We start from the raw sequence: 19,547 nt of genomic DNA, 5'->3' as shown, positions 1-19,547 counted from the left end.
GGGGTAGCTCCGCGCTCGAACCCACCCGCGCCACCACCACACCCACATCCCCAGCCGTCCGCACCAACTTCGACCCGACCGGCAACTCCAACCGCCGATCCAGCACAATCCGCACCGGCGAGCGATGCTCAAGCCCAGCAATCCGTACCGTCAACTCCGGGTCATCGGCAATCACCGTCCCAATCCCAACCAAAATAGCATCACACCGCGCCCGCAGCTCATGCACGGCCTGTCGCGATTCCGGCCCGGTAATCGCCACCTGCCCTGCCCCAACCCGGCCAATCACACCATCCGCAGAAATTGCAATTTTTAAAATAACATGCGGACGTTTCTTCATCTTCCGCGTGAGATATCCGGCCATCAACCGCTCACCCTCACGACGCAGCAATCCGCTTTCGACCGCAATCCCGGCATCGCGCAAAATCTGGTAGCCGCGCCCGGAGACTCTCACATCCGGGTCATCGACGGCGGCAACCACGCGGGCGACGCCGAAATCCACCAGCGCATTGGCGCAGGGCGGTGTCCTGCCGAAATGGGAGCATGGTTCGAGCGTGACATAGGCCGTCGCACCCCTCGCCGCCTCGCCCGCGATCTCCAGTGCTTGACGCTCCGCATGCGGGCGCCCGCCAATAGCGGTCACGGCTTCGGCGATGATCTCGCCATCTTTGACGAGAACGCAGCCGACGGAGGGGTTGGTATCTGTGAGGCCTGTATGGCTGCGGGAAATCTCGATTGCCCGTGCCATGAACCGTTCATCATCGGCGCGGGTCGTCACGGGTCTACGCTCCGGCGTCCGTATCACGCGCAATCTTGGCGTTGATCTCGGCAATCACGTTCTCGAAATCTTCGGCATGGCTGAAATCGCGGTATACGGATGCATAGCGCACGAAGGCCACGTCATCGAGACCCTTAAGCGCTTCCAGCACCTGCAAACCGATTTCTTCCGATGGAATTTCCGTCTCGCCAGAGCTTTCCAGGCGACGCGCAATGCCGGACACCGCCCGCTCTATGCGGTCACGGTCCACCGGGCGCTTGCGCAGTGCGATCTCGAAGGATCGCACCAGCTTTTCACGGTCGAAGGGCAGCTTGCGACCGCTCTTTTTGATGACCATCAGCTCGCGCAACTGCACGCGCTCATAGGTCGTGAAGCGACCGCCGCAATCCGGGCAGATGCGCCGCCGGCGGATGGAGGTGTTATCCTCCGCCGGACGCGAGTCCTTGACCTGCGTATCTTCCGAGCCGCAAAAAGGGCAGCGCATCACTTCATCCTCATCTCACTGTCTGTTCAAGAATTGCTGCTGGTGTGGCGAAAATGGTACTTTCGAGAACCGGAGCGCAGCGTACTTGACGTACGTGAGCACCGGAAGCGCAGAAATTGCCATTTGCAGCCCACCAGCGGCAATTATGGAATAGACTGTTACAGGTACGGGTACATCGGGAACCGGTCCGTCATTGCGACGACCTTTTCACGAACCGCAGCTTCAACGCTGGCATTGCCTTCATCGGAGTTGGCAGCCTTGAGGCCGTCCAAAGTCTCGACGATCAGCTTGCCGATTTCGCGGAATTCCGCTTCCTTGAAGCCGCGTGTCGTACCGGCTGGCGTGCCGAGACGAACGCCCGATGTGACGAACGGCTTTTCAGGGTCGAACGGGATGCCGTTCTTGTTGCAGGTGACGTAGGCGCGACCGAGTGCTGCTTCCGCCCGCTTGCCAGTGGCGTTCTTCTTGCGAAGATCGACCAGCATCAGGTGGTTGTCGGTGCCGCCAGACACAACATCCAGACCGCCTTCGACCAGCGTTTCGGCAAGTGCCTTGGCGTTCTTGACGACCTGTGCGGCGTAATCCTTGAACTCCGGCTGAAGCGCTTCACCGAAGGCAACGGCCTTTGCGGCGATGACATGCATCAGCGGGCCGCCCTGAAGGCCGGGGAACACAGCCGAGTTGAACTTCTTGGCCAGATCCTCGTCATTGGTCAGGATCATGCCGCCGCGCGGGCCGCGAAGCGACTTGTGGGTCGTCGTCGTGGCGACGTGGCAATGTGGGAACGGCGATGGATGCTGCCCACCGGCAACGAGGCCAGCGATGTGCGCCATGTCGACCATAAGGTAAGCACCGACTTCGTCGGCAATCTCGCGGAAACGCTTCCAATCCCAGGTGCGGGAATAGGCCGTGCCACCAGCCAGAATGAGCTTCGGCTTGGTTTCCTTGGCCTTGCGCTCGACTTCGTCCATATCAAGCAGGTTGTCACCTTCGCGCACACCGTAGGACACGACGTTGAACCACTTGCCGGACATGTTGACCGGCGAACCATGCGTCAGGTGACCACCTGAGTTCAGGTCGAGGCCCATGAAGGTATCGCCCGGCTGGAGCAGCGCGAGGAACACGGCCTGGTTCATTTGGCTACCGGAGTTCGGCTGAACGTTGGCGAAGTTGACGCAGAACAGTTTCTTGGCGCGCTCGATGGCCAGCTCTTCCGCGATATCCACGAACTGGCAGCCGCCGTAATAGCGCTTGCCTGGATATCCCTCGGCATATTTGTTGGTCATGATCGAACCCTGCGCTTCGAGAACGGCGCGGGAAACGATGTTTTCGGAGGCGATCAGCTCGATCTCGTGGCGCTGACGACCAAGCTCCTTCTCGATCGCGCCGAAGATTGTCGGATCGGCCTCGGCGAGCGGGCGGGAGAAGAAGGCATCTGTATTCGTCATGATGAGAGCTCCTGAAACAGTCATGCGATGGCGTCTTAACGCCCTGCCCTTTCAAGAGCAAGACAGCCTGCGAGATTTGCCCGTCAAACTGCGACCATCGAAAGAAAAATTCGGTGTCTGTGCGGCATATTGTCCAAAAGAAAAGCCGCGTTTGGAGAAACGCGGCTTTATCGCTGTCCAAAAACGATGGATCAGTTGCGCGGCACGAGGTCGTCGTCGATGGAGCCCGAAGGCTGTTCCATGGCCGTTGTCGTGTTCAGCGCCAGTTCGGCATTGCCGTCCTTGCTGTAGATGTCGTCGCGGAACTGCACGACGCCATCGCGTGTCGACCATGCCGTGATGTAAACGAAATACACCGGAATTTCCTGCGCCAGCTTGATCGGCGTGTTGACGCGGGTGGCGATGACCCGTTCGATTTCCTGACGCGACCAGCCGGGCGTGTCACGCAGCATCCACGATGTCAGGTCGCGAACGTTCTGCACGCGAACACAGCCGGACGACTCAAAGCGCATCAGCTTGTTGAACAGGCCCTGCTGCGGCGTGTCGTGCATGTACTCGTTGTTCGGGTTGTGGAAGTTGATCTTGGTCGAGGACATGGCGTTGTTCTTGCCGGGGTCCTGACGGAACATCAGGTTCGGAGCCTTCGGCGCGTTCCAGTCGATCGTCGTCGGAGACACTTCCTGTCCGCGGCCATCCAGAAGACGAATGTTGTTGCGCTCCAGATAGGTCGGGTCCTTCTGCATCAAAGGAACGATGTCCTTTTCGATGATAGAACGCGGAGCCGTCCAGTAAGGGTTGAGAATGATCTCGTAAATCTTGGAGTTGATGATGTGCGTCGGGCGCGTATCGCGGCCGACGACGGCCGTATTGCGCAGCACGACGCGGTTGTTCTCGACCGCCTCGATGGAGGCCGCCGGAATATTGACCATGACGTGGCGCGGGCCAAGATCGCCAGACATCGTGTTGATGCGAACGAGGTTGGTCTGAAGTTGTCCCAGACGGATTTGCGCCGAAACGTTCAGCGCCTTCAACGTATATTCGCCGATAACGCCATCAGCCGGAAGGCCATGGCGCGCCTGGAAGCGCTTCAGGGCACCATCGACATAGGAATCGAACGCGCTGGAAATACCGGCTTCACGCGGCAGGTCGCCAGAAATCATCAAACGCTGGCGCAAAGCCTGGACGGAGGGATCGCTGACGCCGATCTGCAGCTTTTGCTGGCTCGACGGAACGTCGGGCCAACCGCCATTCGAGACGATCTGCTGATACTGCATCACTGCCTGCTGAACATAGGCAGGTGATTCAGGGCTGAGAACAGGGATGTTGGATGCAACATTCGCCGTTGCGCGCGACGAGTTGGCATCGAACTGATCGTCCCAGTTGCCGCGACGCGACGATCCGATGAGATCGTTGAATGCATCCTGCGCAAATGCGGGCGCGGCCAGAGCCACAGCGCCGAGGGAAACGGCAGAGCGCAACATGGCACGCCGTGAAACAACTTCGGGGACGATTTTCTTTGTCATTTTACCTACCAGCCACTTTATCAGGCATCATAAACAACGCCTAAAACAACATCGTTAACAAACACGTATAGACGCGCCTGCCGGCAGGATTGACTCGATGCGAACTTTTGGATGACGCATGACGCGAACACAGGAGAAACCGCCGGCTCCTAGCATGTGGCGGTCCCATACCAATATGGCCAATTCGTGTCACCTGAAGCCGCCTCACGAAGCTGTGTGCCTTGATGATTAGGTAAAACGGAAAAGCCAAGGGACTAAGTTTTCCTTATTTTGCTTCTGATAACTCTGCAAAATTACTATGATTACAATTTTAGAAAGTGAAAAGGTTTTAAAGTATAAGTTTGAGGTCAAATGACAGAACTATTTAAGGACAAGAATCGGCTCAATGGTTGTGAACGCTGGGCTGCTGAACAAAAAATGAATTTTATGGAACAGTAGTTGTTACTGTGAGGTTGTACTTTGCCTTCTTTGCTTCGAGTTCCAAGACACCAATCGCGCCACGGTTTTGAGCCGTGTCCGGCACTTCTATGACTTGATTGGCGCCGTTATCTTCTATTAGTGAGATACCGCTAAATCCGAAGTCTAAGCGGTCTCGCAAAAACTCGACAAGCATAGCTTCGGTGGGAGCAGAAACCTCCATCGCCAATACCGGCGGTCTCACCCTAACCTTTTTTTGAAAGGAGGCCGGTCCGCTGTTTGTTTGGAGCTGGAACCTAGCCTCCAATGTACGAAGACGATCCTGTAAGGTGCTTATTTCTTCTTGTAGCAACTTCTCGGCAGGGGTCGCAGTCTCTGAAAACATTACCTTACCACGTGAAAAAGTGACAGGGTTGTCAATCTGGTGGTCTGGGTTGAGCGCCTCTGTTACAAAACTAAGGACAGTTGTACGCGCCGCGCGTATATCAGCAGGCCTCCTGCGTGAGAATTTGATAGAACGAAATGGCGCGATATCGAATGGTATGCGTTGCCCTTCAAGGTGAACGTGGATAATTGGCCTTTGAATCGTATGGCGAATGCCAATCTCATAAAAGGCATTAGGATTGAGTGTTGTAAGGTCTGCAATCACGAGCTCCGCGTCGAGCAAAGCCGTTATCACTTGCGACGTAATCTGGCCCGGATTCGAAATCTTATCGGCACGTGTAACAACGAAATCCGAGAAATGCTCATCAAAGACAGGCTGTATGATATCTGCTAGCAACCAATCAGCATGGATGCGATCTTCAGTGTCGTCATCACCAATCGGCCCAACTACGAAACAGGTCTTTTTTTCAGTCTTCTTTGCCATTCCACCCTTACCCGCCAACACTAAACGATTGTGTATCGTTTATTTTGCGCCTGCGCCAGTGTGATCAGACAATAGTCGACTCAGACGCAGACGCTCAACGGAGTACACATTGAGTACCTCGTTGCGCCTCTGCGTATCATTATCTTAAGGTCTAATATTCCAGCGAAAACAGACCACTACAGATTACAGGCGGTAAGCGATGCTGTCGTTCCAGAAGCGCCCGAGCGTTGGCTCTTAGGGGCTGTAGCTGACGAGTGGCGCGTAACTGGCGCGTCAACGCGCGCTGGGGATTGGTGGCGCGTCCAACGGAATAGCGGCGCGTAGAAGCTTTTCAATCGCTACAGCGCTCTTTTCAAGGTAATCCGGTGAGGCCGAGGCATAGATTTCCGTGATGTTGAACGCGGGCATTTTGTGCCCGAGCTGCGAACCCACCTCCCACGGCGACACCCCTTCTTTGCGAAGCCAGCGGGCGACGGTGTGCCTGCACGAATAGGCAGTTACCTTTCTATCCATCTCCGCCCGTCCTACGGCTTTGCGAATGCCGTTGATGGCCTTGTCTATTCCCTGCCCTCGCCACATCAGGACGAAGGGCGTCTTCCTGTCCATTGGCTCCAGAACCTCGCGAACGAATGGCACGAGCTTCACAGTCGCCCGCCGCTTGGAGGTCTGCTTACGTCCCTGCGGGTTGAGGTAGATAAGACCCTCCTCAAAATCGACCTGTTCCCAAGTCAGATGGCAGATGGCCTCATTACGCGCACCCGTTCCCAGCATCAGGATTAGGAACAGGCGGATATGGTCGGCAGCGTGCGTATAAAGAAGACGGATTTCCGCAACAGAGAGGGGCCGACCCTTCGGCGGCGTTTCCTCTCTTGGCAGCGATTGGATGAACGGTGCGGCGGCAATGACATTCCGCTTGTAGGCACGATTGATGGCCGACCGACCCGCTTCGAGAACTCGGTTCACGCTGCTGACTTTGAGCTTCTTCTGCAACAGATGCTCGCGGAATTGCTCTTGCTTGCGCACGTTCCTCACGTCTTCCACCGTGGCTTGTTCGCCATAGAACTCCCGCCAGTAGCGAATGACAATCTTCGTTGATTCGTAAGACCGCAACTTGATTGCGTGATGGTTGAGGTAATCATCGAAAACCTCTTTCAAAGTCACATCGCTGGCGGGGAGGTTCTGGGCCGTGCGCATGCGCTGGTCCATGAACCATTGGTCAAGTTTCACCTTGGCCATTTCGAAATCATCGGTGCCAAGGCTCACGCGTTTAGTGCGCTTGTCCTTTTCCTCATAGAAACACCGGTACCACGCAGGACTACCAGCCCGCTTCCCGAGCCAGTAGTCCCCCACGCGGTATTCTTTCTTGGCGTATTTAGCCACCCTTCACACCCTTAATCAGCATGTCTGCTATGTGGATGCCGAGGTAGCGGACTTTGCGGGGGCCCATGGATATGAACGGTGTACGTCCGTCCGCGCGCCAACGCTTCAAGGTGCTGAGATCTACATTCACGATATGGGCGGCCTGCTCCTCGCCATACTGACGATAGAGTGCAAAACCATATTCCTTCGCGATTGCTTCCCGCATTGGCTGGAAATCATCCACAGGTGCCCCCTAACCGAAACACAAGTTCCGCTAACCGAGGCAGTTCGATTATTCCTATGACGATGACCGCTCCACCAAATGCGGGGACGAGTTGCCCTCGGAATAACATGAGGACGATGTAAGCGGCTATGCACAGCAATATCACATGCCCCCATGCCATGTATAGGGCGGCTAGAGGACGTTTAAGAGGCAGTAGACGATGGGTAGCCAAAACCCCACCATACTGCGTAATTAAACGCTGCAAAGGTCGCCAGTGCGCAAAGGGCAAAGGTTTGTGCGTCTAACGCTTTACCCATGCCCTCCTCCTTTTCCTTCGTGCTTTACGTTGCGGACGATAGTGAGGCTGTGGATGTCTTCGACGGGCGCTGTTAAGCCCGCCGAGAAGTTTCCCGATGCCCTTTAACAGGACGACGAGGAGTTCGAGGGAAATGCGGACAAGCATCTCCGTTACCCGCAGCGCGAGTTGAAGCATCATCTCAATGATTTTCATGATTATTTACTGGCGACCGTATTTTGCAAAGGCAAGCGCGCGGGTTTCAGCGTAAAGCGCTTTGTCAATCCCCATCTTCTCACGCCGCCTCTCAATAAGCTCACCGTTCTTGATCCGATACTCCGAAGAGAAGACGAAGAACCCGGAGTAATAACTTGATGATACGGCCGTTTCATAAACAGCGACCGTCTCGCCCCTAGCTGACAGCGTTATTGAGACAAGGTGAAACTCACGATGACCATACTCACCCATGTATTTTGTCGGAACGAACTGGCGAAAGAACGCCTCATGTTCGGGGTTGATTTTAGGCAGAAGCTCCATTTCGGAAACTACTTGCGCTGTTTGAGTTGTGGTTGCTGCAAACATGGTCAGCCCCTCAACATGCGCTTGCGAGGCCCACGTACATCGTGCTGCTTTATTTCGATGAAACTGCCATTCTGGAAACCCCAGAAGTACCGTTCCGTCCAGAACTGACCGCCGCCTGCCATGTCCGTCTGGTACATGCCGACCCACTGTCCGCAGAACCGTCCGGACTGTTTCCAGAACACCATCTTGACGAAGTACGCTTGATGAATGCCGTTGGTGTACTGGTAAGGAGGCTTGAAGCTGGCAAAGATTGCCTTGATCCCCGCAGGCGGGTTGGGCTGCGCAATAGCCTGTGGGCGAGTTGCCTTGGGCTTTCCGAAAGGCACAAGGGCCTGTCTCCAAAAACGCTGGTTCATGTTTGCCTCCGTCCCCGCCGTGCTGCGTTTTGCAGACCGTTCTTCGGGGAGGATTGCAGGTTGCTTTCAAAGACTTTGATTGAGAATGCGCACCTGCGTAATATTGAATAATACGGATAGGCAAATGGTGAGTCGTCAGTGCCAAAATCAAGAAATTTTGAGAAACCAAAAGATGAGCGAGAACGCTTCAGCGTAACTGGAGACACGGGTTACACTCATAAAGTGGACGAATTAGCGAAAGCTGCTGGTTATTCGGATCGCGGTGCATTTGTCCGCATGTGCATCGAGCGTTACGAGGGGAGTACCAGTCAATCGCAACCGTCTTTAGACGAAGCTTCGAGGATGAGCGGTCTACATGGTATGATCACAGACTACCGCCATCATAACTTCGATGCTGCTATCGAACACGCTGATAATTTAACACTGTATATTCGAGAGTTTCCACGGTTCCTTACCCTGTACCGACATAGCGCCCTTCTACTCGAAAGAATGGCACGCGGGAAATATACGGACATCTTGCTGGCTTGCGACGATGATGCAGAACGGGTGGCTAACTCCAATTTTTGCGGCGACGCAGAGACTTTGTCTTTTAGCCCAAAAGCGCATTTTAATGTTGTTGAATGCAATGGGATTGCTCCGGCGTTCATCCTAATCGCAGATGACGTCGCCTTCGTCTCGACCTTTACAATAATTCCAGCAATGCACCGAGGGGGAACCCACTTCGCATCCGTATGGACACGGAGTGATGATGCACCGTCGCTCGGATACAAAACCGTTCGCATGATGCTTAACGCCAAACTTGCAAAACCGACACGAGTGATGGCAAAGGCCCACCCCGATAAGATTTTCATCGGTAAAAGCCGTGCCCCGTAAAGCACCGTTATGAGCCTTTAGGGCAACTATGATTTTTGACGGTTAGCGATAGCGTAAGTGGGTAGGGCGACAATATGGGTTTCATCCGAAACCCGCGTTAGCCGCTACGCATGTTATGGTGTCGCAGTATGGCAACGGTCACAGCCTTCTTAAAGCATAACCACATCAGTAAGGCTCAACAGAAGGAGCCTTATACGGCTATGGCCCATGCCCGCTATATCATGCGGCAGGAAGCCACCCAGCGCGTTTACTCGGAGCGTATGCCAAAGCAGTGGCACGCGGTTCAGCGCTTCCTTGAAGATCATGAAAACGGCCTTCGAAAGAATGGCCGTGTGCTCGATAAATTTATCGTCTCCATACCGCACGACATCTCCGAGGCGCATGCGTCCGAGACTTTAAGGCGCTTTGGCAATCGCCTTGGCATGGGCCGCGCGCCGTTCCTTTTCAGCCTTCAGGGCTTCGACACGCGCAACCACCATGCCCACTTTATTTTCATCGACCGCGATCCGGACACCGGAAAGCGCGTCTATGGCACGACCGAGCGCAACAGCACGCATGGCATCAAGCTGGAATGGCAGCACGTTGCCAACGAAGCCTTTGAAGAACTCGGCTACGACGTGCGCGTGAAAGTGCATGAAGGGTACGAGGTAGAGGCAGTTAAAGACAACCACGAAGAGGCACCTGAGACACCTTCGGTGGGGGCTTCCGATGTGGATGACCTGACGGACATAGAAACTTCACCAGAGGACACCCAAGAGGGTGATGAAACCATGGCAGTCATCGAGCAAGCCCGCGATGAACAGGTGAGCCTCGCCGGACACGATATCCGGCTTTTGCATTCTACGCTTTCGGAAAGGAATAAGCTTCACGACGCCCAGCAGCGTCTTATGGAAGCTCGCCAGCGCCTTACGATACTTGTTCAACAGCGCGAGGATGCAGCGCTTAAAGCCAGCCTCTACACTCAGCAGACTATGCCTGTGTTGCAGATGGCCGAAGTTGCGGAAGAGCGTTTGCGACAGCACCAAAAGGCCAATGGCAAGCTCAGAGGAATTGGGTTTAGCCTTTTCGGTTACGAGGTCAAAACGAATGCCCGTCGTTCGGCCGAAGCTGCCTATGTCAGCAACGAGCGCTCACAGGCGGCGGTGAAGCATGTGGAGCAAACCAAGCGCGAGCATGAGCATTACGTCGCCACCCTGTCCAACGAGGCGTCGGCGGCCGAGCGGGAAGCCTTCATGCGCCAGAACGAACTCAGGGCAACGTATGGCGAGGACTTGGAACTTAAGCAGGCCGGGGAAGCCTTCGACGCCACCATTCTCAAGGTGGTGCAGAGCGTGTCACCGGAGGAAGCCCTAGAGGCTTTCGAGACGCTGGAGCTTACCGAGGACGAGTACGAAGCGTACCTTGAGCAGTCCGGTAACGCGGAGGCCTTGGAGGCATTCCGTGAAAACCGCGACCTTTATATTGTCGAGGATGTACAAGACTACGACCCGTCGTAGAGGACGGTCGTCGGATTGACGATGGTGAAGGGTTTAAGGCACTTCACCCCGTTGTTCCCGAGGACAGCGACCATTTCGTAAAACGGCATGCGGCGGAGCTCATCCGCTTTAATGACCCGTCGTGCTTGCTCGCTCGCACTCTGGCTCTCCCCTTGCCTGCTTTGGGAATAGCCACGGTTCTCGATGGTCTTTTCACCGATCATCCGGCTGAAGTCTTCGTAGGCGTCCATTTCCTTCCCGCCGCCGAAGATGAGGATGTCAGAGTTATTCACCAGCGTCTTGGCATTCGGAAACGTCTGGTAAACGTCGCGGGTGGAGAGATACCAGAGCATCACCCTCACCCCAGCTTTTCCTAATTCGTTGGTGGCGTCGATGATGGCTTGGCAGTTTCCGATGGTCACCGCTTCATCTACCAGAATCCGCAGATCCCGATTGAACTTGGTGACGCCTTCGTTGAACATATAGCGACGGGTGTTGATAGCATTACCGAGTATCAGCCGCGCGGCCGCGCCCTCATCGGTACCGAGGCCCGTCCGGATGTAAACAACGGTCGGCACCTCCCCACGGAAGATTTCCTCCCACGTCCAGCCGCGCACGATGTGGCCCAGATCGTCGATCTCGCCTGTCGCCATGAGCGTCCTCACACCCTGCCGCAGCCATACCTTAAGCTTGCGGGTCATCGTCGTGCTGAAACTGCCTCGTTCCTTGTCCCCTGCCTCGTCATAGGCATTTACAGCCTGCCGCACGATGGCATCCGGCGACTTGCGCATATCCGTAAACATCGCGTTGCGAGCCTTAGCATCGGTCGTCAGAAGCTCGACCGCGCGATACAGCGTGGCGTCTTCCTGCTTTTCCCTAATGAGATAAGCGATGGTGCCCGACAACAGGATACGCCCGAACTCCTGAAAGTGGGCTTCTCGCGTGTTCGCATCATCCGGCATGATGAGCTGCCCGAGCTGATCCACCTGACGGTCAAAGTCATAGACCATGTACGGCCGGAGGTAGCTGAAGGCGTCATAAGTCTCACTGCCGCGCGGGTCGATGAAGTTGATGACTTTCACGTCGTAGCCAGCAGCTTGGTAAGCCTCCTCAGTACCAGCGCAGATGTCCCCTGCCGGATCGACAATGATGACATCGGGCTTGTGCGGGCGAGCGGCCAATTCGAGGAGTTGGGCAATCGCTGTCTGAGTTTTACCTGTCCGGCGCGGGGCCATTCCGATGGCACACCCTTCGCTGGCAGTAAATACGCACTGACGACGCTTTCGCCATGTCAAGATTCGCCCTGGGCGTTCGATCACACCCACCAGCCAGCCATCAGATCTCAGGTGTCCGCCCGCCTTCAGGTCGCTTTCGGAAGCAAAGTCTGCATCACCGTGGGCGGGTTTCACCTTCAACCGCCACTTCTTAAACCCCTTCTGCATTCGCATCGCGTACATCACAGACCACGCCACGCTTAAAAGAAGCAATCTTGTGCCCTGATAAGCAACCACGAATGGTGCAGTAATAATAGTCACGATTCCGCGCATGTATTACCCTTCTATCATCTAGCCGATACATCTTCATCTTTTTCGCAGGCCCTCGGGATACCTTGGGCTAGATACATCCTGCGTGGCCTCTTGCGAGGTTTAGCCATGAAAGTGAACGACCTTTACGCCTCCGTTACTCGTGAGGTTATCCGTCAGCTTGAGGAAGGCACCCCACCGTGGACACGTCCATGGAAAGACGGACGCCTCAACGGCGTGGGAATGATACCGTCCAACCTTGTGACCGGACGGCTCTACAGCGGTGGAAATATCCTGTTGTTGTGGCTTGCCGCGTCACATCGGGGCTTTGGTAGCCTTCAGTTCTGCACCTACAATCAGGTCAACAGCATTGGAGCCAAAGTGAAAAAGGGTGAGAAAGCCACCCATGTGATTTTCACCAAGCACGGCACAAAAAAGGACGAGGAGAGCGGCGAGGACAAGCCAATGACCATCGTTAAAAGCTACCCCGTCTTCCACACCTCCCAGCTCGATGGTGTTCCAGATAATTATCTGGCCGCCCAAGAGCCCCCGCCAAGCCAAACGGTCATCTACACGAGGGCGTCTGACTTCGTGACTGGCACCAGAGTGAAGGTGAAGAACGGTGGTAATCGCGCGGCCTACTATCCGGGCGGCGACGAAATCGTAATGCCTTACGCCAACCAGTTCGAGAGCGAAGAAGCCTATTGGGGCACCCTGAATCATGAGCTGATCCATGCCAGCGGACACAAGTCCCGCCTCGACCGCCAGTTCGGCAAAAAGTTCGGAGACACCGCCTATGCCCGCGAGGAATTGGTGGCCGAGCTTGGTTCAGCCTTCCTGTGCGCGCGGCTGGATATTCCAGCGTCGTATCGGTCGGCCAGCTACCTCGAAAGCTGGTTAAAGGTGCTGAAGGAGGATAACAGGGCGATTTTCAACGCCGCGAGCTATGCCGGACAGGCAAGCGAATGGCTTTGGAAGCAGGCGTTCCCAGAAACACAACGGCAAAACGAAGCCGCATAACGATACTTCATGCCACCTGATTTTTTGTCAGGTGGCATTTCTTAGTGCTATGTACGGGGCAGCGGCGTTGGCTCAGTCACACTATTCGTGCATTCCAACACAAATGAAGTGCCTTGCTGCCCCATTGTCGGCAAATTTCGGTCAGGCGCAGCTATCGATATTTTTCGCACGCTTTCGACATCCGCAGATACGTCAAACGACCATTTTTCACGAAAAAACGAGTTGGTTTCTGTTTGGTCAAGGGTGGGATGACTGAACACGAGGTGGCAATCCTTCAATGCTACTCCATGAGCTTTGCTTATGACGAAGGACAAGCCATATTGGTCCGGGATCTGTGCAGTACCCCGTCGTGCGATTTGCCTCTCATAAAATGAGATAGGTTCAAACATAATGCCACTGATTTTCAGCTCAATTTTTTTCGAGCTGAACAAAGGCGCAATAATGGTGTGAATGTTGTTACTGAATGCCGCTAAGGCCGCAACGATCGCTAGGCAAGTTCCGCCTGCTACTTTGGCTTTTGTAATATGTGATTGCCATGCCATTAATTGCTCCCCAGCCAAACGTTGCCTATTCTTTCACAGCGCACGTTAGTTGCAAGCGTTCTCCATCGCTACATCAAGGTTTTGCACCGAGAGCTGCGTTTCCACGGTGTCGTCTTCGCTAGTCATCGGACGGTTGGTTGCGTACTCGATACAAGCCGCGCTTGCGGGCGTCGTGCAGGCGCTCAGCGGTAGTAAGGCGCTTATTGCTAGCCACGCGAGATTCTGCATCCTGTATCCGTTGAAGTTCACGTTTTGCCGCCTCCCCGCTTACCAGCTTCCGACCGACGCTTGCAGCCGCCATGAGCTTGATGGCCCCGACGACCGAGGGCCAAATTGATTTGAGGAAGCCGAGGAAGAGCGACCACGACATTATTCAGCCTTGGGCGTTTCCTTGGTGATGACCGTGGTTTCCATCAGAGTGTCGGCAGTCTGCACCGCGCGGTAATCGGCCTTTAATACCTCTCCCTGCCCTTTCAGGTAACTCGACACGTCAGCCATGCCGAAGAGGTCAGCCAGACCAGCAGCGCCAAAGAAAACAAACACGGCGGCAGCGGTCAGAAATAGTTTCGATTTCATGATTAGGTCTTTCTTTGGAAGAACTACATCACGAGGCAGAATCGGCGGCAACAAAAAAGGGCAGTAACCCCTTACTGCCCTGCAATCGCTTCGGAGAAACAAACGGAAAGACCGAAGCGATGTCACCATACGGCGACTTTGGTCTTTTAGGCAATATTTAGCGTAAAGGGCCTCTCTCCAATCTCCTTTCGCAGCAACTCTACTGCGAGACGGCTATCAGACACGCTCGACTTCAATTGTGTGATTTGCATACTCAATCCGACCAAGATGCATCCCTGAGTGTCCTGATGCGTATTGCCTGCGTGGATGAGGATAGCCGAGCGGCCGCGCACGTTATGAACCTGCCAGACGCGCTTGTATTTGAAAGGCGCGCTCGTTTCCCATGCATGCGGTTTAACCTCATATCGACCGGGAGGAATGCAGCTCACGTTCGGCTGATTGTTCCGCCACGCATCTTCCAGCGTGTAGATCGGCACCGAAAGGCCCGACAGAATGCCAATCACAGCGCCGTTTGCGGTTATCTTCCGCTCCAGTTTGATTTCCACATATGGGTCTTCCGTTAGGTTAAAAATGCTTTGGCGAGGCTCTTGATGCCATCTGCGCACGTCACGCCGATAGCCGCACCGCCACCACCAATACCTGCGAGCCACCCGTAGAACCGATTGCGGTATTTCTCGATTTCAACATGCGCACTGTTGGCTCGGGCATCCCCCAAAGCAATGAAGCTGGCGGCCGTGGAAAAGAGACCGTTGAATTCCGTCCAGCCCTTAGCCTTCTCGGTCAGGACATAGACGAGCAGGCCCGTGTCATCGAGCTTGAAGCCGTAAATGCCGTCGCTCTTGTAAAAGAAGCTGCGTGCCTTCCGGTACGCGGCATCGTCTACCATCAACGCCCTGATCTTGGCGAAGAATTCTCCATCGTATGTGCTGCCGATGTCGGTGGTAACCTCAATCCCATCCGTCTGCACCTGCACCGACAGAGAGCGCATGCCGTAGGGCGAGACAAATCCCAAGTCATTCGGGAGCTTTTGCTTGAGCTTCTGGTGAACGAGGCCGATTTCCAGCGTCTTTACGGGGATAAATGCGCCGATTTCGCCGGGGTCGTAGCCCTGATATAGGTACGTTTTCAGGCGTCCGAAGAACACCATGAAGCCGTTGTAGTCATCAATGGCGATCAGCTCGTCAAACACGCCCGCCTTGTTCTGGATGTTCAGGAAGGCGATCTCTTGCGTGCTGGTGTCCGTGCCTTGGTCAAACCACGCATTCTCGTTATTCGCCGCCACCGTATAGAAGATCTTCATGCTCTCGGCACCGCGATACACTTTCGGGCGGGATATCGAAGGCTTCGGCGGCTTCATCAAAGAAGGCGCAATACACGGGCGAGCCAACAAAGCTCTCAAAGAGGTCTCGGGCATATTGATGCCTATCAGCCTCAGTTCGTGTATCGCGCCAATCCAGATTCGTGTCAGACCTTAGAGGCGCTCACAGATAACCATGCCGCCGGGGTAAACGGTGTCGCTCACCTGCTTGACGGTGCCGTTACCTTTGACCTTCTTCTCGGGAATGAGGGTTAGGTCCCCGCGTTCGTTCAGAGCCTTACGGTACAGTGCGTCTTCTTCGGCAGCTCGACTTCTATGTGTCGGAGCTTTCCTTATCGCCGTAGAATTTCCGCACGATTTTCAGTTCGCCGTTCACCTTGGCGTCAACCTCGATCTTGTCGCCGTAGCGCTTGGGAGCCAGCTTAGACAGATACCACTTGCGGGTATCCACGCGCAGCTTTGAGCGGTTGGTGACCTCTTTATCCTCTACGTTGTATTCGTAGTCGCCCTTGGTGATAGTCATGTAATCGTTGCGGCCATCATCCGCGATGTCGAACATCTCGTCAGCCATCGCCTCAATACCAAGATCGCGCGCGTGCGCGTATCGAGCGGCGAAGCCATCTACATCATCATAAACCCATTGGCGAACAGTCGAGGGCTTCAAGGGAGGCTCAAAAGCCAGCGCCTCTTCCATAATGCATATGCGCCGAAGGGACTGACCTTCAGCAAGCTCACGTAGAACGAAGTCTGCCTTTTGCTGCGTATAGACCGTCTGCCCACCTACGGGGCGTTTATTATCGGTCACGGCGGTTGCATTACTCACGGGATAACGATGGCGCACCCCTCGTATCTTGGCAACTACTTCTGCTATCCTTTGAGAATGACAGGTATTCACCACTATAAGCTCAAAATCGCCAAGGGCCACTACCGCACATGGCTGGAGCGTGCGAACGATCTCGAATGCCTGACGCTCATCTGGGCGTCACATGCATTACAGTCCGGCCACGAGAGACATGCGCGGAAGTACATTTCGTTTCCAAAGGAAGCCATCACGGATAAAATGGTGGGGGAGTGGGCGGTCTACAAATGGGAGCTGGAGACAGTAGTTACCTCCCTACTGACCACACCAAAGGACAAACCGAGGCAAGGCAAATACCGGGTTACGAACCTAACCAAGTTTGAAACCATGACATCTCTGATCAACAGCCTTCGAGCCATCGAAAACTACGAATACGGCATGAAGAGCGGTGCGGAAGACATCTGGGAAGAGATGTACCGGATTGGCCAGCGGCAATTCTCTTGGCAACGCGGATATAACAGTGAGCAGCTTTACCGATACGCCTTTGTGTATGGCCAAGGCAACTGCGGCGCATTTTTCGAGCAGCAGAACGGGATTTCCGTATCCACATTCATGTTCCTAAGCATGGCGATGTTTGGATATTCTTGGGAAAGGCCGTGGTTCACACCACCAAACATCGGCGCTCTGGGCGTCACGCAGGCTGATCTAGATAAGACGTTGGCGCTACATAGCATCGATATTGCTGCGGCGCGCAAAATGGCACGGTCCATGCTGGACGATGCACAGAGAAAATTGGGTACTGGTCTCAGGACAGCTTACATGCCTAGCCTACTCCGGCAGCGGTCGATGATCAGCAATACGGGACGAGTGACGTCATATTGCGCGCCCCTGCCCCCGCTGGTTATGAACCGCGCAACAGTCGGCCTCTATTACGATATAAAGCAAGGCCCGCAGCAGTTGATGACCGAGGCGAACGACCGCTTCGAACAATACATCCGCAATCTGGTCGAGGCATACCATCATCGCTTTCAGGCGCTTAAAGGCTTGCGTTACGGACCGACCAAGGCGACGGAGGTTGACCCTCCCGATTGCCTAGTAAAAGACGGTCAGCAGATCACGATAGCCATTGAGTGCAAGGCCACCAAACTGACGTTCGAGGCTCAGTTTGCGGAAAACCCGCCTGTTGCCGCCAAGGCAGGGTTCGAGCAGTTGGCCAAGGGCATCTTCCAGCTTTGGCGGTTCTTCTCGCATGCAAGGCGAGGTATCTATACCGCCCACTCCGTTGCACCTGACGCGCACGGCATTGTCCTTACCATGGATAGCTGGATGCAAATGGCCACCAAGTTGCGGGTGGGAGCGCTCGCGCGGGCGAAAGAGCTTGCGGCGGCAGATGCGAACATTATCGACGTGGACATGCGGATGGTTGTTTTTGCGTCCGTCCAAGAGCTGAACGATGTTTTTGCCCAGACTGAAACCGATGCCTTCATAGAAGTGCTGGGTCATGCCGTAAGCGAAAAATACAAAGACTATGGCCTGCCGGAGTTAACGCGCGAGTGTGGCGTTGAACGAGTTCGCAAAGCATTTCCGCTTAATGTCGCGGATATCCTGCCGTGGTGGGGTAAGATTAAAGACCCGAATGAGCGACCACTGCTCTAGTATAGATGCAAGACCGACTTTTTCTTACATCTTTGATATATTTATGCTTTTACGATTTTTTGCTTGACTTTTCCCGTCTTTACTGTATACTGACTTGCAACATCGAGCTTATTCACAATCTTACCTACCAATCCCTGCTTCTATGTCTGGGTGTGGCCTCTGGTGATAGACATCCTCCGAGATATAGTGATCGCAAAGATCGCCGAACTACTACTCAACATTCTCAAAGGGAGCAAATAACCATGAACAATCACATCAACAAAAAAATGCTGTTTCTACTCGCGGTACTGAGGGTGTCTATCCCGAGAGCAGCACGACAAACAGATTGACCGCATGGGCTAAGGTTGTGGAGGGAGGAGCCGCGATAGAGCAGCTAGTTCACCCTAGCCACCCTCACCAATTAATAAACCCCGGCTTCGTGCTGGGGTTTTTCATTTCTACCATGAGACGCACAGGTGCGGGGCTGACGATGCTACGCATGGTGATTAATAGAGGTTCTCTGAATACAGAGTTCCGCCATTGGCTTCCTGTCCGCCACAATCGTATCTAAGCTGGCCCATCTCCTTTGCGATCTGCCAAGCCTCCTGACGAGTCAGGTAGTTGCGTCTCTGGTCAATGAACCCCTGCTCCGCCCCCTTCAAGTCATCAGGGATTCCCTTATCCCAATACTCTCCGTAAAGAGCGGTAAGGACTCCGACCATGATGTCGTCAAAATGCCGGGGCCCGCAGATGACGAGCCCTGTCTTCAGGCGGATGGCCGCGCATACAACGTATCGAGGTTGCCCTTCGCCTGTCGGATGAAATGCGCCCATCACACCACCCACCACATCAGCGCCAGTATTCCGGCCGACAGGGTTAGACCCCATGTAAGAGCAGCCATTACGCACCTCCCTTCACAATAGCGGCGGGGTCGAGGGCGCGGATTTCACGCGCCACACCATGTCCATATTCATCTTCTTGCTCGGCTTCTTTGGCCGCAGCCTCAAGCGCCAAACGGGCACCTTCCACACGGGCGGCGTCTAGCGCGGATTGGATAAGATTTACAGCGCGTTCGTGATGGGGGAATGGCCAAGGCATTTCCGGCGGAACACCAAATAACTCTCGCACCACTTCCTCCGCTGTGCGTGAGGGCGCTACGGGCTGGCGGTGACGGGCGAGGATGACTTCAACCGCATGCGTAGGCCATGATGTAAAAACACCGCCTTCAACGTGATGACTATGCACCAAGTTAAAAATCTCTTTCGCTACCGCATTATCGCTTTCGCTGGGGGTGCGGTCGCACTTAATCGGGTGCGGTTCTACAAAGCTACAAGTCATGGTTTGTCACCTTCGCCACATTATCGGAAGGCACCGACCAGCCCGAAGGCTTGTGGGATCGGTACACCAGCCATGCCGGATACAGCAGCGCGTCGATGAGCGCGTTCAATAGGTATTT

The 19,547-nt window shown here is 54.7% G+C and carries 21 protein-coding genes; 4 read left to right on the top strand and 17 right to left on the bottom strand.

Annotated features, from left to right (window positions below):
- The 9 genes from ribD to RRU01S_RS03895 all read right to left on the bottom strand — a co-directional run.
- Positions 1 to 775 (bottom strand): bifunctional diaminohydroxyphosphoribosylaminopyrimidine deaminase/5-amino-6-(5-phosphoribosylamino)uracil reductase RibD (gene ribD, locus RRU01S_RS03940; protein WP_045228944.1); only part of this gene is annotated, 775 nt, incomplete at its 3' end.
- Positions 776 to 779: 4 nt separating this feature from the next.
- Complete coding sequence (gene nrdR / locus RRU01S_RS03935) at positions 780 to 1,259, bottom strand: transcriptional regulator NrdR (protein WP_045228943.1); 480 nt, start codon at positions 1,257 to 1,259, stop codon at positions 780 to 782.
- A gap of 158 nt (positions 1,260 to 1,417) precedes the next feature.
- Positions 1,418 to 2,707, bottom strand: a complete 1,290-nt coding sequence (glyA, locus tag RRU01S_RS03930) for a serine hydroxymethyltransferase (protein ID WP_045228942.1) — start codon at positions 2,705 to 2,707, stop codon at positions 1,418 to 1,420.
- A 191-nt stretch (positions 2,708 to 2,898) separates the two neighbouring features.
- Positions 2,899 to 4,230 carry a L,D-transpeptidase family protein gene (locus RRU01S_RS03925; protein ID WP_045228941.1) on the bottom strand — a complete coding sequence of 444 codons (1,332 nt, stop codon included), beginning with the start codon at positions 4,228 to 4,230 and terminating at the stop codon, positions 2,899 to 2,901.
- Between the two features lie 424 nt (positions 4,231 to 4,654).
- Complete coding sequence (locus RRU01S_RS24965; protein WP_052815952.1) at positions 4,655 to 5,515, bottom strand: hypothetical protein; 861 nt, start codon at positions 5,513 to 5,515, stop codon at positions 4,655 to 4,657.
- A gap of 273 nt (positions 5,516 to 5,788) precedes the next feature.
- On the bottom strand, positions 5,789 to 6,895 hold the full coding sequence (locus RRU01S_RS03915) for a tyrosine-type recombinase/integrase (RefSeq protein WP_131367762.1): 1,107 nt from the start codon (positions 6,893 to 6,895) through the stop codon (positions 5,789 to 5,791).
- Positions 6,888 to 7,100 carry a hypothetical protein gene (locus tag RRU01S_RS03910; protein ID WP_045228940.1) on the bottom strand — a complete coding sequence of 71 codons (213 nt, stop codon included), beginning with the start codon at positions 7,098 to 7,100 and terminating at the stop codon, positions 6,888 to 6,890. The genes RRU01S_RS03915 and RRU01S_RS03910 overlap by 8 nt, the downstream gene beginning before the upstream one ends.
- Before the next feature lie 514 nt (positions 7,101 to 7,614).
- Positions 7,615 to 7,974: a hypothetical protein gene (locus RRU01S_RS03900; protein ID WP_131367761.1), complete on the bottom strand. Its 360-nt coding sequence runs from the start codon at positions 7,972 to 7,974 to the stop codon at positions 7,615 to 7,617.
- A gap of 2 nt (positions 7,975 to 7,976) precedes the next feature.
- Entirely contained in the window at positions 7,977 to 8,330 is a 354-nt protein-coding gene (locus RRU01S_RS03895; RefSeq protein WP_045228937.1) for a hypothetical protein, read from the bottom strand.
- A gap of 138 nt (positions 8,331 to 8,468) precedes the next feature.
- Here RRU01S_RS03895 and RRU01S_RS03890 point away from each other — a divergent pair, with 138 nt between their 5' ends.
- Both RRU01S_RS03890 and RRU01S_RS26050 read left to right on the top strand, forming a co-directional pair.
- On the top strand, positions 8,469 to 9,203 hold the full coding sequence (locus RRU01S_RS03890; protein WP_131367760.1) for a hypothetical protein: 735 nt from the start codon (positions 8,469 to 8,471) through the stop codon (positions 9,201 to 9,203).
- A gap of 128 nt (positions 9,204 to 9,331) precedes the next feature.
- On the top strand, positions 9,332 to 10,699 hold the full coding sequence (locus RRU01S_RS26050) for a relaxase/mobilization nuclease domain-containing protein (RefSeq protein ID WP_131367759.1): 1,368 nt from the start codon (positions 9,332 to 9,334) through the stop codon (positions 10,697 to 10,699).
- Here RRU01S_RS26050 and RRU01S_RS03870 read toward each other — a convergent pair.
- Entirely contained in the window at positions 10,684 to 12,225 is a 1,542-nt protein-coding gene (locus RRU01S_RS03870) for a type IV secretory system conjugative DNA transfer family protein (RefSeq protein ID WP_045228932.1), read from the bottom strand. The two genes, RRU01S_RS26050 and RRU01S_RS03870, sit on opposite strands and share 16 nt — an antisense overlap.
- A gap of 105 nt (positions 12,226 to 12,330) precedes the next feature.
- On the opposite strand from RRU01S_RS03870, the gene RRU01S_RS03865 reads away from it, so the two are divergent.
- Positions 12,331 to 13,221, top strand: coding sequence for an ArdC family protein (locus tag RRU01S_RS03865; RefSeq protein WP_045228931.1), 891 nt, complete (start codon positions 12,331 to 12,333; stop codon positions 13,219 to 13,221).
- 47 nt (positions 13,222 to 13,268) lie between these two features.
- Here RRU01S_RS03865 and RRU01S_RS03860 read toward each other — a convergent pair whose 3' ends face one another.
- From RRU01S_RS03860 to RRU01S_RS03835, 5 genes are all read right to left on the bottom strand, one after another.
- On the bottom strand, positions 13,269 to 13,763 hold the full coding sequence (locus RRU01S_RS03860) for a hypothetical protein (protein ID WP_045228930.1): 495 nt from the start codon (positions 13,761 to 13,763) through the stop codon (positions 13,269 to 13,271).
- Positions 13,764 to 14,132: 369 nt separating this feature from the next.
- The gene (locus RRU01S_RS03850; protein WP_045228928.1) at positions 14,133 to 14,339 is read right to left on the bottom strand and encodes a hypothetical protein; all 207 of its coding nucleotides are present in this window, start codon (positions 14,337 to 14,339) and stop codon (positions 14,133 to 14,135) included.
- A gap of 146 nt (positions 14,340 to 14,485) precedes the next feature.
- Positions 14,486 to 14,884: a DUF5675 family protein gene (locus RRU01S_RS03845; RefSeq protein WP_052815947.1), complete on the bottom strand. Its 399-nt coding sequence runs from the start codon at positions 14,882 to 14,884 to the stop codon at positions 14,486 to 14,488.
- A gap of 14 nt (positions 14,885 to 14,898) precedes the next feature.
- Complete coding sequence (locus tag RRU01S_RS03840; RefSeq protein WP_131367758.1) at positions 14,899 to 15,639, bottom strand: hypothetical protein; 741 nt, start codon at positions 15,637 to 15,639, stop codon at positions 14,899 to 14,901.
- A gap of 331 nt (positions 15,640 to 15,970) precedes the next feature.
- Entirely contained in the window at positions 15,971 to 16,498 is a 528-nt protein-coding gene (locus tag RRU01S_RS03835) for a terminase small subunit-like protein (protein ID WP_165572203.1), read from the bottom strand.
- Between RRU01S_RS03835 and RRU01S_RS03830 the strand changes: the two genes are divergently transcribed.
- Positions 16,490 to 18,112, top strand: coding sequence for a hypothetical protein (locus RRU01S_RS03830; protein WP_131367757.1), 1,623 nt, complete (start codon positions 16,490 to 16,492; stop codon positions 18,110 to 18,112). The two genes, RRU01S_RS03835 and RRU01S_RS03830, sit on opposite strands and share 9 nt — an antisense overlap.
- A gap of 485 nt (positions 18,113 to 18,597) precedes the next feature.
- Here RRU01S_RS03830 and RRU01S_RS03825 read toward each other — a convergent pair whose 3' ends face one another.
- Together RRU01S_RS03825 and RRU01S_RS03820 are read right to left on the bottom strand one after the other, a co-directional pair.
- Complete coding sequence (locus tag RRU01S_RS03825; RefSeq protein ID WP_045228965.1) at positions 18,598 to 18,924, bottom strand: Y16D family protein; 327 nt, start codon at positions 18,922 to 18,924, stop codon at positions 18,598 to 18,600.
- Between the two features lie 67 nt (positions 18,925 to 18,991).
- A complete protein-coding gene (locus tag RRU01S_RS03820; protein WP_045228924.1) occupies positions 18,992 to 19,429 on the bottom strand; it encodes a hypothetical protein in 438 nt (145 codons plus the stop codon).
- Between the last annotated feature and the right edge of the window lie 118 nt (positions 19,430 to 19,547).

Origin of the sequence: Agrobacterium rubi TR3 = NBRC 13261, from assembly GCF_000739935.1 — a bacterium.
GTDB lineage: Bacteria > Pseudomonadota > Alphaproteobacteria > Rhizobiales > Rhizobiaceae > Agrobacterium > Agrobacterium rubi.
This window is presented reverse-complemented; position numbering and strand designations above follow the sequence as displayed.